Origin of the sequence: Streptomyces sp. NPDC059009 (assembly GCF_042740175.1) — a bacterium.
Lineage (GTDB): Bacteria > Actinomycetota > Actinomycetes > Streptomycetales > Streptomycetaceae > Streptomyces.
In genome coordinates, this window is the sequence record NZ_JBHYJB010000031.1 from 73,712 (window position 1) to 86,904 (window position 13,193).

The 13,193-nt window shown below is 71.2% G+C and carries 14 protein-coding genes, 2 tRNA genes and 1 pseudogene; 12 read left to right on the forward strand and 5 right to left on the reverse strand.

The genetic code is table 11. The features are described from left to right. The first annotated feature begins 3 nt into the window (after positions 1-3). Positions 4-825, forward strand: a complete 822-nt coding sequence (locus ACFWYM_RS28515) for an aminotransferase class IV (protein WP_384843298.1) — start codon at positions 4-6, stop codon at positions 823-825. A gap of 41 nt (positions 826-866) precedes the next feature. Next, complete coding sequence (locus ACFWYM_RS28520; protein WP_384843301.1) at positions 867-1,691, forward strand: GNAT family N-acetyltransferase; 825 nt, start codon at positions 867-869, stop codon at positions 1,689-1,691. Here ACFWYM_RS28520 and ACFWYM_RS28525 read toward each other — a convergent pair. Next, positions 1,688-2,221 carry a DsbA family protein gene (locus ACFWYM_RS28525; protein ID WP_384843304.1) on the reverse strand — a complete coding sequence of 178 codons (534 nt, stop codon included), beginning with the start codon at positions 2,219-2,221 and terminating at the stop codon, positions 1,688-1,690. The two genes, ACFWYM_RS28520 and ACFWYM_RS28525, sit on opposite strands and share 4 nt — an antisense overlap. A 175-nt stretch (positions 2,222-2,396) precedes the next feature. Here ACFWYM_RS28525 and ACFWYM_RS28530 point away from each other — a divergent pair, with 175 nt between their 5' ends. Next, the gene (locus ACFWYM_RS28530) at positions 2,397-2,843 is read left to right on the forward strand and encodes a hypothetical protein (protein ID WP_384843307.1); all 447 of its coding nucleotides are present in this window, start codon (positions 2,397-2,399) and stop codon (positions 2,841-2,843) included. Positions 2,844-3,080: 237 nt separating this feature from the next. Beyond that, positions 3,081-3,236 carry a hypothetical protein gene (locus ACFWYM_RS28535; protein WP_384843309.1) on the forward strand — a complete coding sequence of 52 codons (156 nt, stop codon included), beginning with the start codon at positions 3,081-3,083 and terminating at the stop codon, positions 3,234-3,236. A 22-nt stretch (positions 3,237-3,258) separates the two neighbouring features. On the opposite strand, the gene ACFWYM_RS28540 is transcribed toward ACFWYM_RS28535, so the two are convergent. Beyond that, the gene (locus ACFWYM_RS28540) at positions 3,259-3,816 is read right to left on the reverse strand and encodes a CGNR zinc finger domain-containing protein (RefSeq protein ID WP_384843312.1); all 558 of its coding nucleotides are present in this window, start codon (positions 3,814-3,816) and stop codon (positions 3,259-3,261) included. Positions 3,817-4,054: 238 nt separating this feature from the next. Next, positions 4,055-4,468 carry an SsgA family sporulation/cell division regulator gene (locus ACFWYM_RS28545; protein ID WP_003959770.1) on the reverse strand — a complete coding sequence of 138 codons (414 nt, stop codon included), beginning with the start codon at positions 4,466-4,468 and terminating at the stop codon, positions 4,055-4,057. A 191-nt stretch (positions 4,469-4,659) separates the two neighbouring features. Here ACFWYM_RS28545 and ACFWYM_RS28550 point away from each other — a divergent pair, with 191 nt between their 5' ends. From ACFWYM_RS28550 to ACFWYM_RS28565, 4 genes are all read left to right on the forward strand, one after another. Continuing rightward, entirely contained in the window at positions 4,660-5,103 is a 444-nt protein-coding gene (locus ACFWYM_RS28550; RefSeq protein WP_384843315.1) for a TIGR02611 family protein, read from the forward strand. A gap of 63 nt (positions 5,104-5,166) precedes the next feature. Beyond that, positions 5,167-5,238 (forward strand) — tRNA-Val (locus tag ACFWYM_RS28555). 140 nt (positions 5,239-5,378) lie between these two features. Further along, positions 5,379-5,825 (forward strand): SRPBCC family protein, encoded by a 447-nt coding sequence (locus ACFWYM_RS28560; protein ID WP_384843317.1) that lies wholly within the window; start codon positions 5,379-5,381, stop codon positions 5,823-5,825. A gap of 39 nt (positions 5,826-5,864) precedes the next feature. Then, positions 5,865-5,936, forward strand: a tRNA-Val gene (locus ACFWYM_RS28565). 73 nt (positions 5,937-6,009) lie between these two features. Here ACFWYM_RS28565 and ACFWYM_RS28570 read toward each other — a convergent pair. Then, positions 6,010-6,735, reverse strand: a complete 726-nt coding sequence (locus tag ACFWYM_RS28570; RefSeq protein WP_384843320.1) for a 3'-5' exonuclease — start codon at positions 6,733-6,735, stop codon at positions 6,010-6,012. A gap of 168 nt (positions 6,736-6,903) precedes the next feature. On the opposite strand from ACFWYM_RS28570, the gene ACFWYM_RS28575 reads away from it, so the two are divergent. From ACFWYM_RS28575 to ACFWYM_RS28590, 4 genes and pseudogenes are all read left to right on the forward strand, one after another. Further along, on the forward strand, positions 6,904-7,470 hold the full coding sequence (locus ACFWYM_RS28575) for a DUF4365 domain-containing protein (RefSeq protein WP_384843323.1): 567 nt from the start codon (positions 6,904-6,906) through the stop codon (positions 7,468-7,470). After that, positions 7,467-8,689, forward strand: a pseudogene (locus ACFWYM_RS28580) (hypothetical protein). The gene ACFWYM_RS28575 and the pseudogene ACFWYM_RS28580 overlap by 4 nt, the downstream one beginning before the upstream one ends. A 127-nt stretch (positions 8,690-8,816) precedes the next feature. Further along, on the forward strand, positions 8,817-10,796 hold the full coding sequence (gene thrS / locus ACFWYM_RS28585; protein ID WP_384843326.1) for a threonine--tRNA ligase: 1,980 nt from the start codon (positions 8,817-8,819) through the stop codon (positions 10,794-10,796). A 101-nt stretch (positions 10,797-10,897) separates the two neighbouring features. Next, a complete protein-coding gene (locus ACFWYM_RS28590; RefSeq protein ID WP_384843329.1) occupies positions 10,898-11,461 on the forward strand; it encodes an HIT family protein in 564 nt (187 codons plus the stop codon). A 61-nt stretch (positions 11,462-11,522) separates the two neighbouring features. On the opposite strand, the gene ACFWYM_RS28595 is transcribed toward ACFWYM_RS28590, so the two are convergent. After that, the gene (locus tag ACFWYM_RS28595) at positions 11,523-13,193 is read right to left on the reverse strand and encodes a hypothetical protein (RefSeq protein ID WP_384843332.1); all 1,671 of its coding nucleotides are present in this window, start codon (positions 13,191-13,193) and stop codon (positions 11,523-11,525) included.

The following is a 13,193-nucleotide window of genomic DNA, read 5'->3' on the forward strand; positions in this document are numbered from 1 at the left end:
GACGTGAAGATCTGGCTCAATGACGGGCTGCAGGACCTCGACGCGGCCCGCGTCTCCGTGTTCGACCACGGACTCACGGTGGGCGACGGCATCTTCGAGACGGTGAAGGCCGTCGAGGGGCGCCCCTTCGCCCTCACCCGCCACCTGGACCGGCTGGCCCGCTCCGCGCGCGGCCTCGGCCTGCCCGAGCCGGACGCCGACGCGGTGCGCCGGGCCTGCGCCGCCGTCCTGGAGGCCAACCCGATGCCGCTCGGGCGGCTGCGCATCACGTACACCGGAGGGCTCTCGCCGCTCGGCTCCGACCGCGGCGACGAGGGCACCACACTCGTCGTCGCCCTCGGCGCGGCCGCCCGCCGCCCCGACACCACCGCGGCGATCACCGTCCCCTGGACCCGCAACGAACGCGGCGCCCTGGCGGGCCTGAAGACCACCTCGTACGCGGAGAACGTCGTGGCGCTCGCCCGCGCCACCCAACAGGGCGCCTCCGAGGCCCTGTTCGCGAACACGGTGGGGAAGCTGTGCGAGGGCACGGGCACCAACGTCTTCGTGGTGGTCGACGGCGACGTCCACACACCGCCGCTCGCCTCCGGCTGTCTCGGGGGCATCACCCGTGAGCTGGTCGTCGAGTGGACGGGGGCGCGCGAGACCGAGCTGCCCCTCGACGTGCTGAACCGGGCCGACGAGGTCTTCCTGACCTCGACGCTGCGCGACGTGCAGGCCGTGCACCGGATCGACGGGCGCCAACTGCCGGGCGCCCCGGGCCCGGTGACGGCGAAGGCGATGCGGGTCTTCGCGGAGCGCGCCGCCGCCGACATCGACCCGTAAACCTGATGACGACGGCGCCCGTCGCGGGTAGAACACCCGTGATGACCACGACCCTGCGGCCGAGCGGGCCGCTTCAACAGAGCGCCGACGGCGCGAAGTCACGCACGTTCGACGTCTGCGTGAACAGCCGTCCGGTGGGCGCCATCGAGCTCGGCACGCACGCGGTCTTCGGGCCGCGCGTCGGCCAGATCCGCGCGCTGCGGATCGACGAGCGGGACCGCGGGCGCGGCCGTGGCACGGTGGCCGCGCTCGCCGCCGAGGAAGTGGTGCGGGGCTGGGGCTGTACGCGCATCGAGGCGACCGTCCCCGCGACCGCGACGGAGGCCCTGCACCTCGCCACCGCCCTCGGCTACGTGGAGCGCAACCGGCAGCTGGCCAAGCCCCTGCCGACGGTCCCCGAAGCCCTGCCCGAGGGCGTGCGCGGCCGGCCCATGACCGAGGCCGAGTACGGCCCGTGGATCGCCGCAGAGAACGAGAGCTATGTCCGGACGTGGGTCGCGCGCGGCGTGCCCGAGGCGGAGGCCCGCGCCAAGGCCGAGGCGGACCACGCCGCCAGCCTCCCGAACGGCCTCGCGTCGCCCGACACGAACCTGAGCGTCCTGGAGGCGGACGGCACCCCCGTCGGCACGCTCTGGGTCGCCCTGCTCGGCGACACCGCCTTCGTCTACGACGTAAGGGTCGACGAGGCGCACCGCGGCCGCGGCCACGGACGCTCCCTGATGCTCCTCGCCGAACAGCAGGCGCACGCGTCCGGCAGCGCCGCCATGGGCCTCAACGTCTTCGCGGGCAACACCACGGCCCTGCGCCTGTACGAGTCCCTGGGCTACGAGCCGACCTCGTACTACCTCTACAAGCAGCTGCTCTAGCTGCCCTGGGCCTCCTGGCCCGCGGCGGCGAGCAGCCGGTCGGTGAGCTCCTCGACGCGCTCGCGCAGCCCCTCCTGGCTCTGGCCGCCGTCGAGCCGCTCCCCGCCGACGACGTACGTCGGGGTGCCGGTGACGCCGATGGCCTTGCCCTCGGCCTGGTCGGCGTCGACGATCAGGATGTGCCGCCCGTCGATCAGGGCGGTGTCGAACTCCTCGGCGTCCAGGCCCAGTTCACGCGCCGCCTCGACCAGGAGGGGCTCGCCCTTGCGGTCCAGCTCCTCGACCCGGCCGAGCACGGCCTCCACGTACGGCCAGCCCTGCCCCTGGACGAGCGCCTCCTCGGCGGCCTGCGCGGCGGCGAAGGAGTGCTTGTGCTTCTCGAGGGGGAAGTGCCGAAGCCGCAGCTCGACGCGGTCGCCGTAGCGCTCCCGCAGGGCGCGGACGTCATCGAGGGCGGTGCGGCAGTCGGGGCACTGGAGCTCGCACCAGACGTCGACGGTGACGGGGCGGGCGGTGGAGGAGTCGCTCATGGGTCCAGTCTCCCAGCAGCCCGGGGCGCCGCCCACTCCGGTCCCCGCGCGCGGATCCGGCACCTGCGGAGGATCCGGACCCCGATATCTCCCTGAGGTCTGCCCGGTACGTGGCTGACTCACCGGGTGGCGGTGCAGGATGGAGGGGACGAAACAGCCACGCATGGAGGACCGGATGATTGCCGAGACCGTGTGTTCCGCCGTATCCGCGGCCGGCCTGGGCATCGCCGCGGTCACGGCCTATCGCAAGCGCTTCCTCGCCGCCGCCCGCATCGGCGCCTACGCCCTGGTGCCCATCGGCCTGGTGATGACCGGCGTCGTCGGCTGGGCGGCCGACACGGCCTTCAGCGTCAAGGCGTGGGCGGGCATCGGCGTCCTCGGAGTCGCCTGGCTGCTCTTCATGACCACGCGCGCGGTGGAGCGCCGCTCCGGTGGCACCCGCAAGGAGCGCAAGGCCGCCGAGAGGGCCGCCCAGGGTGACGCGGTGGCGCCGACGGCCTCGGCCCCCTCGCTCGGCCAGGGCTCCCGCCCGGCGGCCAGGCCCGCGGCTCAGCCGAAGTCGGCGGCGCCCGCGGAGGACTTCAGCGACATCGAGGCGATCCTGAAGAAGCACGGCATCTGACACCCGTCAAGGACCCACCGCACCAAGGGGGTTGGAGCGCTCGTTCCGGCCCCGCCGTCAACGGCGGTGTGCCCGGCGGAGGATGGCGGCCGCGGCGCCCGCGCGCTCCCGAGCGGCTCCCCCCGGCGCACAGGCGTCACGGGCGCCGCACCAAGGTCACATGATCCGGCGAACTCCCGGGTTCTCCGGGCGTGTTGGACGCACGCCACCCGTCCGCTGCGTCATCATCGCGGCGAGATGCTGGACACGACCCCGCCGCGCGACGCCGCCCCGCCCACCGAAGAGCGAAGAGGCTGCCTCTTCGCGCTCTCCCAGCCACCCCTGATGATCTTCCTGGCGGTGATCGGCTGTCTGCTCCTGATGGCCTCGCTGCACGACCTGTTTCTGCTGTAGGCCGCCGATCCCGTACGAGGTGCTAGCCCGCGGCCTCCTTGCGCCGGGCCCGGTAGGCCGCGACGTGCAGCCGGTTGCCGCAGGTGCGGCTGTCGCAGTAGCGGCGGGAGCGGTTGCGGGAGAGGTCCACGAAGGCGCGCCGGCAGTCCGGGGCCTCGCAGCGCCGCAGCCGCTCCTCCTCCCCGGCCACCACGAAGAAGGCGAGCGCCATCCCGCAGTCGGCCGCGAGATGGTCCGCGACGGACGCCCCCGGCGCGAAGTAGTGCACGTGCCAGTCGTAGCCGTCGTGGTCGGTGAGCCGGGGCGTGGTGCCTGCGGCCGCCACCAGCTCATTGATCAGCGCCGCCGCGGTACGTGGATCGGGGGCGGCGAAGACCTCCGCGAAGCGCCCACGGATGTCACGCACCGTGTTCAGGTCCCGCTCGCCTAGCGTCCCGACATCGCTGATGTCGTGGCTTCGTACGAAATCTCCCAGGGCCGCCACATCGGCGAGGCCATCGGACCCGTTCTCGTCTGGCGCGGTGTTCACCAGATCCACGACGGTGTCGAGCGCGCACCGGGTGTCGTGGGTGATCAGCACGATTCGCTCCCTGGCCTGGAGGTGGTGGGGTCTCCCCTGCTCATGGAGAGCTCGGGGAATGGGGCCCACCGATGCTGGCCGATGCTAGCGGCTCCGCCCACGCGCGCACCGGCGCCGTCGCCACGGAAGGTCCGCGGCGACGGCGCCGGTGTCTGCTGGGTCTGCCTGTGTTCCGTTGTGCAGCGCCCGAGCCGTCTCCCCGAGTGGACGGTGCCGGGCGGTTCTCGACGGAGCCTCGCTAGCTCTCGGCCAGGATGTGCGAGAGCTCGGTGTCGAGGTCGAAGTGGCGGTGTTCGGTGCCGGGCGGCACCGCCGCGTCGGTTCGCTTCAGGAACGATTCCAGGGCCCGCGCCGGGGCCTCGAGCAGGGCCTCACCCTCGGGTGAGCTCAGGGCGATGCAGACGACTCCCTGACCGTGACTGCGGGACGGCCAGACTCGGACGTCGCCGGTACCGGTGGGCCGGTGAAGGCCCTCGGCGAGGAGGTCGCGGGCGAACACCCACTCGACGGTCTCCTCGGCTCCGGTGTGGAAGGTGGCGTGCACGGCATAGGGATCGGCCGTGTCATACCGCAGTCCTGCGGGTACAGGCAGTGAGGACTCGCTCGACACAACGAGGCGCAGGTGCAGCTCGCAGCTGACCGTGGTGTTCATAAGCGCCAGGGCCTTTCGCTCAGTGTGCGCTCGGGGATTCGCACGTCGGCGAAATCGACATGCCACCTACGGTGCCGTTGTAAACCCCTCTGAGGGTTTTGCGTGTCTTTAGGTAGCTCGCTTGGCGGGGTCTGTGTTCGGCCGCTTCACCCATTCCGGTGAGGGGTTTCCGTCCGGTAAGGTTTGGCTGCATGAATACGGGGAGTAACGAACCGGCGGGCGCGGTCGCGGCCGACGGGGCCACCGGCGCGGCCTCCGGCGAGCAGCCGCTCGGATCGCGGGCGCCGGAGTTCATCAAGGCCCGCAAGGCCCTGCACCTGAGCTGGCAGGTGGGTGTCTTCATCGTGGGTCTCGCGGTGGTCGTCGCGGGCATCATCATGCTGCCGCTGCCGGGCCCTGGGTGGCTGGTCATCTTCGGCGGCATGGCGATCTGGGCCACCGAGTTCGTCTGGGCCCAACTGGTGCTTCGCTGGACGAAGCGCAAGGTCACAGAGGCGACGCAGCGGGCGCTCGACCCCAAGGTGCGCCGCCGCAACATCATCCTGACCACGATCGGCCTCGTGATCGTCGCGGCTCTGGTCGGCGTCTACGTCTGGAAGTTCGGCCTCGAGATGCCCTGGAAGATCAATGAGTGACGGGGGCCACCCCACGGCGGTCGGAGCACCCGCTGACATGCGGTAATGTTCTCCGTGCGCCCGGGGCGATTAGCTCAGTGGGAGAGCGCTTCGTTCACACCGAAGAGGTCACTGGTTCGAACCCAGTATCGCCCACCCCGGAACTGCGGCCCGGAGGCTTTAAGCCTCCGGGCCGCAGTCGTAATTCCCGCTGTTTTCCCGGCGATTAGTCAACGGGATCAGTCAATTCCGCTTCTTGCGCTCCCCGTTGGCATGCGACCGACGGATACTCAGGTATGGACTGGAGTCATTTCCGCTTCCGCAGCGTGTGGGAGCTCGCCGCCGGGCCCGACGCCGTGTTCGCCGTTCTGGAGCGCGCCGAGGACTATCCGCTGTGGTGGCCCCAGGTGCGCGAGGTGACGTCGACCGGCGAGGACCAGGGGCTCGCGCGCTTCCGGTCCCTGCTCCCGTACGACCTGCTCGTGACCGCTCGGGCGGTGCGCCGTGATCAGGGGGCCGGGGTCCTTGAGGTCGCGATGAGCGGGGATCTCGAGGGATGGGCGCGCTGGACGGTGCGGGCGTGGCCCGGTGGGACGCGTGCGGTCTACGAGCAGGAGGTGGAGGTGCGCAAGCCGCTGATGCGGCGTCTCGCCGTGCCCGGGCGGCCGCTGTTCCTGCTCAACCATGGGCTGATGATGCGGGCCGGACGGCGTGGCCTGGTCCGCTACCTCGAATCGGTTTGAAGGAAACCCGCGAGGACCTGTATGGTTCAACCCGTTCCCGGGCGATTAGCTCAGTGGGAGAGCGCTTCGTTCACACCGAAGAGGTCACTGGTTCGAACCCAGTATCGCCCACCCGGAGAATGCCGGTCCGTCACCGACGGACCGGTTTTTTTCATGCCCTGATGGGGGTCCGGCTCCCCAACGCTCAGGCTGCCGCCGGGAGTTCGGGGCGCACCGGCCAGGCCGGGTCCACCGTCTCCGGGGTGCCGCTGCGCGCGAACCACGCCTGCAGGCCGCGAGCCTGCGCCGCGTGCCAGACCGCCTGCAGCGTGTGCAGCTCGGCCGGGGAGAGGCGCTCGAGCCGGGACGCGAAGCGGCGCCCCACCGCCCGTACGACATCCAGGGCGGCCATCGCGTCGGCCGCCGCGTCATGGGCGGCGTCCAGCTCCACCTCGTAGTGCGCGCACAGGTCGGTGAGGGTGCGGCGGCCCTTGCGGTAGCGGTCCAGGTGCTTGTCCAGGACGCGGGGGTCGAGGACGCACAGCGGGGAGTTCGCCAGGTAGGCGGAGAGCGTGGAGGCGCGGTGCCTGCGCAACTCCCGGTCCAGGAGCGTCAGATCGAAGGGCGCGTTCATCACCACCAGGGGACGGCCCGCCGCGCACTGCTCGCCCAGCTCGCGGGCCATCTCCTCCATGACCGGCGCCGGCCAGCGGCCGTTGTGCTGCAGATGCTCCTCCGTCAGGCCGTGTATCGCCGTGGCGGCCTCGGGGACCGGGACGCCCGGGTTCACCAGCCAGCGGCTGACGCGCGGCCGGGTGCCCGCGCCCTGTTGGACGATGAGCGCCGCCGACACGATCCGGTCGGTCTCGACGTCCACGCCTGTGGTTTCTGTGTCGAATGCGGCCAAGGGCCCCTCGTACCAGCACGTCATGATGGTGCAACTCCTCGTTCAACTCCGGCAGACGGCCTGCCTCCTCTGCCCACGCAGGTGATACCCGGGCCGTTTGCGCCATACGCGGCCCGGAGACAACACAGGTACAGGGCCGGGCAGTTGACCGGCCCGCCGTGACGACTGACCGGTTCGGAAGGCTTGTTGGACATGGCGCTCGCGCAGCCCGAACAGGGCGGGCTGCTGCCCGAGCGGATCGCACCGCCGCGCGGCACTCTCGCCACCACCGCCTGTATGGAGACCCTTCAGGTGGGCTATCTGCATGCCGTGGCGGCCGCCGCGGGGTGCTCGCTCTCGCAGCCCTTTCCGGACAACGGCATCGACTGGCACGTCAGCCACAGCGCCCCCGGGCACACGGTCGACGACGAAGTCACCATCAAGGTGCAGCTCAAGTGCACGTACCAGATACCGCCGAACCCCTGTGGGCCCGCCTTCTCCTTCACGCTCGACAACGCGCACCTGGAGAAGCTCGCCCGCACCCCGGTCTCGGTGCACAAGATCCTGGTCGTGATGCTCGTGCCCCGGTCCCAGGACGACTGGCTGCGGGCCAGTCACGACCGGCTCGACCTGCGGCACTGCTGTTACTGGACCAATCTCGCCGGACACCCGGTGACCGGCCGGCGCAGGACCACCGTGCGCGTCCCGACCTCGCGGATCTTCGACGACCGGGCGCTCTGCGAGATCATGACGCGGGTGGGGACGGGAGGGAGACCCTGATGCACCGTCCGATCGACGAGCCAGGACGACCGGTGAGGCCCCACCCCGTACCGCCCCCGGATCTCTTCTCCGAGCCGCCCGAGCCCGGGCAGGTCGACCCCGCCGTCCTCGGCGCGCTGCTGCGGCGGCACGGTTGGCGGCGGCGCGGGGGAGCGGCGGGGCGGTATGCGCGGTGGACCCCGCCCGGGGCCGGGAGCGGCGGGCTCAGCCTGCTGGTGCCGGAGAGCCGGGCCTTTCCCGACAGCGAGGATCTGCTGGGGGAGGCCCTGACCGCACTGACGCGCAACCCCTCGCCCGCCGCCCGCGAGGTGCTCGTCGCGCTCGCGGTGCCCAGCGACGAGATCCGGTGGTGGCGCGATGTGCCGATGGGTCCTGCGGGCGCGGCCAGCTGGACGGCCGAGGAGCAACTGCGTTCGGCAGCGCGGCAGTTGCTGCTCGCCGGGGCGCTCGCGGCGCGCGGCCGGGCCGGGTACTACGGGGCCCGGCACCGGGGGCCCGCGGCGGCCTCGCTGGAGAGCGTCCTGGTGGGGCCCGCGCCGGGCGGGCGGCAGCTCACCGCGTTCGTGCCCGTCCTGACCGGGCGCCCCCTGGTGGTCCGGCTGCACCAGGCGCTCTACGCCATCCGCGAGGCCGTCGACTACCAGCGGGCCACCGGCGGCATGGACGCCTTCGACGGGGCCGTGGAGGCGGGCGCCAGCCATGAGCTCACGGAGGCGCTGATGGCTCTGGTGCGGGGCACGGAGGGCGCGCGCGTGGCCGTCGAGTGGGCGCCCGCGGCCGGGGTGCCCGAGGGGTGCGCGGCGGCCGCGGAGCCCGTCGAGTTCTCGCCCGGTGACCTGCCGGTGCTGCGGGAGGCGAGCGCCCGGTATCTGCGCGAGGAGCCCTCGGTGCCGGTGCGGATCACGGGGGCCGTGGTGCGGATGCGGCGGTCGGGGCCGCGGGGGAGCGGGGTGGTGCGGCTGCGGGTGCTCGCGGGCGCGGAGGTCCCGCACGTACGGATGACGCTGGACGAGGAGGCGTACCGCATCGCCGGGCACGCGCATCTGGTGGGGCTGCCGGTGCGGGTGCACGGGCGGCTGGAGAGCAGGAGCGGGTTCCGGCGCCTGACCGGGGCCGGTGGTGTGGTGCCGGTGCAGGTCGACGAGGCGGAGCGGGACCGGCTGATGAAGTCGCTGCACGCCTCCTCGACTTCTTCGAGGAGGCGTGCAGCGGGGAGTGAGGGTGTGGGTGCCGGAGGCGGGGCGCCGCCTTAACCGTTTCGCGGTGGGCGGTCAGGGCTCGGTACGATCCCTAGTGCGCGCCCCACGGGAAAGGGCCGCGCATCCACCTTCAGGCAGGAGAGACCGGTGTCAGACGTCCGTGTGATCATCCAACGCGATTCCGAGCGGGAAGAGCGCGTGGTGACGACGGGCACTACCGCCGCCGACCTCTTCTCCGGTGAGCGCACCATCGTGGCCGCGCGCGTGGGCGGCGAGCTGAAGGACCTCGCGTACGAGATCGCCGACGGCGAGACCGTCGAGCCCGTGGAGATCTCCTCCGAGGACGGCCTGAACATCCTGCGCCACTCGACCGCGCACGTCATGGCGCAGGCCGTGCAGGAGCTCTTCCCCGAGGCCAAGCTGGGCATCGGCCCGCCCATCCGGGACGGCTTCTACTACGACTTCGACGTCGCCGAGCCGTTCACCCCCGAGGACCTCAAGCGCGTCGAGAAGAAGATGCAGGAGATCCAGAAGCGGGGGCAGAAGTTCGCGCGCCGTGTCACCAGCGACGACGACGCGCGCGTGGAGCTCGCCGACGAGCCGTACAAGCTGGAGCTCATCGGCCTCAAGGGCAACGCCGCGCAGGCCGCCGACGGGGCCGACGCGGAGGTGGGCGGCGGCGAGCTGACCATCTACGACAACCTCGACGCGAAGACCGGCGAGCTGTGCTGGAAGGACCTCTGCCGGGGTCCGCACCTGCCCACCACCCGGAACATCCCGGCGTTCAAGCTGATGCGCTCCGGCGGCGCCTACTGGCGCGGCAGCGAGAAGAACCCGATGCTGCAGCGCATCTACGGCACCGCCTGGCCCTCCAAGGACGAGCTCAAGGCGCACCTGGAGTTCCTCGCCGAGGCCGAGAAGCGCGACCACCGCAAGCTCGGTGCGGAGCTCGACCTGTTCTCCTTCCCCGAGGAGCTCGGCCCGGGCCTCGCGGTGTTCCACCCCAAGGGCGGCATCATCCGCAAGGAGATGGAGAACTACTCGCGGCGCCGCCACGAGGACGCGGACTACGAGTTCGTGAACACCCCGCACATCTCGAAGGAGAAGCTCTTCGAGATCTCGGGGCACCTGCCGCACTACGGCGAGGCGATGTTCCCCGCCATCGAGTTCGACGAGCAGAACTACCGCCTCAAGGCGATGAACTGCCCGATGCACAACCTGATCTTCAAGTCCCGTGGGCGTTCGTACCGTGAACTGCCGCTGCGGCTCTTCGAGTTCGGGACCGTGTACCGCTACGAGAAGTCGGGCGTCGTGCACGGACTGACCCGCTCGCGCGGCTTCACCCAGGACGACTCGCACATCTACTGCACCAAGGAGCAGATGGCGGAGGAGCTCGACAAGCTCCTCACCTTCGTGCTCGACCTGCTGCGCGACTACGGCCTGACCGAGTTCGAGCTGGAGCTGTCCACCCGCGACGACTCCGACAAGTTCATCGGCTCGGACGAGGACTGGGTGGAGGCCACCGAGGCGCTGCGGCTCGCGGCCGAGAAGCAGGACCTGCCGCTGGTGCCGGACCCGGGCGGCGCCGCCTACTACGGCCCGAAGATCTCAGTCCAGGTCAAGGACGCGATCGGCCGGTCCTGGCAGATGTCGACGATCCAGGTCGACTTCAACCAGCCCAAGCGGTTCAACCTCGAGTACACCGCGGCGGACGGCTCGCGCCAGCAGCCCGTCATGATCCACCGCGCGCTGTTCGGCTCCATCGAGCGGTTCTTCGGTGTTCTTCTTGAGCACTACGCGGGCGCCTTCCCGGCCTGGCTCGCACCGGTGCAGGCGGTCGGCATCCCGATCGGGGACGGCCACGTCGCCTACCTCCAGGAGTTCGCCGCGAAGGCGAAGGCCCAGGGGCTGCGCGTCGAGGTCGACTCCTCCTCGGACCGGATGCAGAAGAAGATCCGCAACCACCAGAAGGCCAAGGTCCCCTTCATGGTCATCGCCGGTGACGAGGACATGAACAACGGCTCCGTGTCCTTCCGTTACCGCGACGGCTCGCAGGAGAACGGCATCCCGGTCGAGGACGCCATCGCGAAGATCGCGAAGGTCGTCGAGGAGCGGGCCCAGGTCTGACCCGAGCGCGATACGCGGCTTGTGACGGGCCCCGGGGTGCTGCGCGCGCCCCGGGGCCCGAGCAGTTGCCCCGGCGGCACGGGCCGACGGGGCGAAGTCATATGCTGCACCCCATGACGAGTGAGCCGGAGCAGCAGATCGGAGTGGGGACGCAGGACGCGTTCCAGCGCCTGTGGACGCCCCACCGGATGGCGTACATCCAGGGCGAGAACAAGCCGACCGGCCCGGGGGCCGACGACGGCTGTCCCTTCTGCGGCATCCCGGCCAAGTCCGACGAGGACGGCCTGATCGTCGCGCGCGGCGAGCAGGTGTACGCGGTGCTCAACCTCTACCCGTACAACGGCGGCCACCTGATGGTCGTGCCGTACCGCCACGTCGCCGACTACACCGAGCTGACCGGCCCGGAGACGGCCGAGCTCGGGGAGCTCACCAAGCAGGCGATGACGGCGCTGCGCACCGCGTCCGGGGCGCACGGCTTCAACATCGGCATGAACCAGGGCACCGTGGCGGGCGCGGGGATCGCCGCGCATCTGCACCAGCACATCGTGCCGCGCTGGGGCGGGGACACCAACTTCATGCCGGTCGTCGGGCACACGAAGGTGCTGCCGCAACTGCTCGCGGACACACGGGCGATGCTGGCCGCCGCCTGGCCGACGGCGAGCTAGGGCCTGTCCGGCGGATCAGGCCCTAGGGGGCGTCCCCCCGAGTGCTCCGCACGCCGGGCCCCTACGCGTCGTACACGTCCGCCTTGCGCGGCGCCGGGTCCTGGACGGCGCCGCTGAGGAAGCCCGAGCGGGCGCCGAAGCGCTCCGTGTTCACCCCGTTCTCCTCGAGGACCTTGATGGCCGCCGCGTGCACCACCCGGAGCACCGGGGTGGCCGCGCGCATCGCGTCGTCCGCCATGAAGCGGTGCCGCCAGGGCTTGTCGGCCCAGGAGTGGCGCAGGCCGAAGGGCTCGGGGAGCACCAGCTTGCCGCCGAGGTAGTCCAGCATCGGCGGGTACCAGCTGAAGGGGGCGCGGACCGAGAGCCGGACGACCTCGCCCGCGGTGGCGAGCGGCAGCTGGACGTCCTTGGTCTCCCAGAACCTGACCGACTTGCTCACCGTCTTCGTCTTCGGGTCCGGCTTGCTGGTGAAGAGGGCGTGCACGGGGCCGAGGGCGTGCCCGGTGACCTCGATGCGCAGGGTCTCGTGCAGCACCGTCACGGTGATCAGCATCGTGATGACCAACTGGCCGTCCCAGAGCACGAATTGGACGCCCAGGTAGTGGCGGTCGCCGCTGCCGAACTGCTGCTCGTTGCAGATCCGCTGGATCTCGTGGCCGCGGATCTGGAACGCCTCCACGTCCGTGCCGCCGGCGGGGCGGGCGACCTTCTTCGCGTTCTCCCCGATGGCGGAGACGATCCAGTGCTTTATGGACGGGGCCGGGAAGCCGTTCGTCTTGAGCGGGCCCTGGTTGAGGCGGTGCAGCTGGTCGTGGATCACCCGGATCACGTCCCAGCTGCGGAACGGGTGGATCTCGCCGCCCTCCTTGAGCGGGACCAGGTCCTCGGCGAGCTGCCAGCTGCCCCAGCGGGTGCCCATGCCCAGGATGCCCTTGGGGCCCGCGTAGAAGACCGAGTTGCTCTGCTCCTCGGCGGCGATGCTGGCCAGGCCCTGGCGCAGCCGCTCGGCGGCGGTCTCGCCGGGGCTGCCGGGCACCGCCTCGGGGATCTTCGCGCCGACGGCGCCGCCCGCGAGGAGGCTGTCCCACTGCTCGCGCAGGACCCTCGCCGAGCGCTCGGCTATCTGCCGGGCCCAGAGCCAGCCGATGACGGGGACGACCGCACACGCGCGTGCGTACCAGGCCCAGAAGCCGTGCAGCGGCGTCTTGATCAGGAAGACCGCGAGCAGCACGCCCACGGCGATCAGCAGGATCGTGCCGATCAGCTTGGTGCGCTTGTCCTTCTGCTTGTCCAGCCACTTCTTGGCGCTGAATCCGATCAGCCAGACCAACAGGCCCGGCAGGAACAGCAGTCCGCAGACGCCCATCACGATCGTGAGCCACTTGTCGCGCTCGCGGCGGATCTTGTTGGCCGCCAGGCAGTGCTCGACGACCGAGGGCGATTCCGTGCCGAACGACTGGATGAGGGGCTTGCGGCCGCCGCCGAGCATCCGCAGCTGCACCGCCCGCGAGAACGCCTCGCCCAGGCTGGGCACGAAGAGCCCGAACAGGCCCGGTTTCACCTCGGACTTGTGCCAGTCGCTGTTGGCCTTGAGTATCTCCGAGACCTCCCCGTCCCGGTACGCCGCCGATGCGAGGGCGTGCGTGGCCGCGGTCTGGCCGTCGGCGCCCGAGAGCGGGACCTGGGCCCCGGGCCTGAAGTCGAATGCATCGTCCGCCACTGCCGCCCCCAT